Source organism: Pseudomonas sp. GW821-FHT05H12 (genome assembly GCF_059419385.1).
This window is the reverse complement of the sequence record NZ_JBWKRS010000089.1, coordinates 1-547: the sequence shown is the minus strand read 5'-3', so window position 1 is coordinate 547 and position 547 is coordinate 1. Positions and strand designations below refer to the sequence as shown.

The following is a 547-nucleotide window of genomic DNA, read 5'->3' as shown; positions in this document are numbered from 1 at the left end:
ATTGGGGGTCACGTACTCCTCGACCCTGTCAGTGGGAGGCTGTTGAGACAGGTCCTGCCGCCGTGGATTCACGTGCCAGCGGCGGCGCCTGAGGCCGCTTCTTTTCGCGGGCTGCTTGATCAACTGGTGCAAGAACGGCTAACCCCAAAGCCAGGCGCGCAGTTGGCATCCGCTCACTTGGCTCAACTGCTGTTCATCCAGATCCTGCGCGCTCACCTGGAAACCAACGGTGCACCGCTGGCGGGATGGCTGGCCGTGCTTGGCAATGCGCGTCTTGCACCGGCCCTGCAACTGATGCACGGCGATCCTGCCCGCTCGTGGCACCTGGAAGACCTGGCACGCGCATGCGCCATGTCACGAACGACGTTTGCACACCACTTTCGCACCGTGGCGGGGATGACGCCAATCGCGTATCTCACGCATTGGCGGATGCGGCTGGCTGAGCGCGCGCTACGTGAAGGCAACGAGCCTATCGGCACGGTTGCGCAGGCGCTGGGGTACACCTCCGAAAGCGCCTTCAGCCATGCTTTCAAGCGGGAGACGGGGC

1 protein-coding gene is annotated in these 547 nt (G+C 64.0%); it reads left to right on the top strand.

Annotated features, from left to right (window positions below; translation table 11 throughout):
* Positions 1–42 precede the first annotated feature (42 nt).
* The coding region (locus AC07SU_RS30880; protein WP_494999269.1) for a helix-turn-helix transcriptional regulator at positions 43–547 on the top strand (505 nt) is incomplete at its 3' end.